The sequence below is a fragment of the Brevibacillus reuszeri genome, assembly GCF_002897295.1.
GTDB lineage: Bacteria > Bacillota > Bacilli > Brevibacillales > Brevibacillaceae > Brevibacillus > Brevibacillus reuszeri_A.
Map to the genome: position 1 here is coordinate 1 of NZ_BEXF01000172.1, position 222 is coordinate 222.

Sequence of the window (222 nt, forward strand, 5' to 3'; positions counted from 1 at the left end):
GGTGTGCGGATTTGCCTACACACCACACTTGCTGCTTGGACGGCCATCCAGTAGGCCGCTCACCCTATCCTCCTGCGTCACGCCACTCACTCAAACGGAACAGAGGTGGTACAGGAATATCAACCTGTTGTCCATCGCCTACGCCTTTCGGCCTCAGCTTAGGTCCCGACTAACCCTGGGAGGACGAGCCTTCCCCAGGAAACCTTAGGCTTTCGGTGGACA

Annotated in this window: 1 rRNA gene; it reads right to left on the reverse strand. The window is 57.7% G+C overall.

The features are described 5' to 3' along the window. Nucleotides 1–222, reverse strand: a 23S ribosomal RNA gene (locus C3B52_RS36070); the annotation flags it as partial.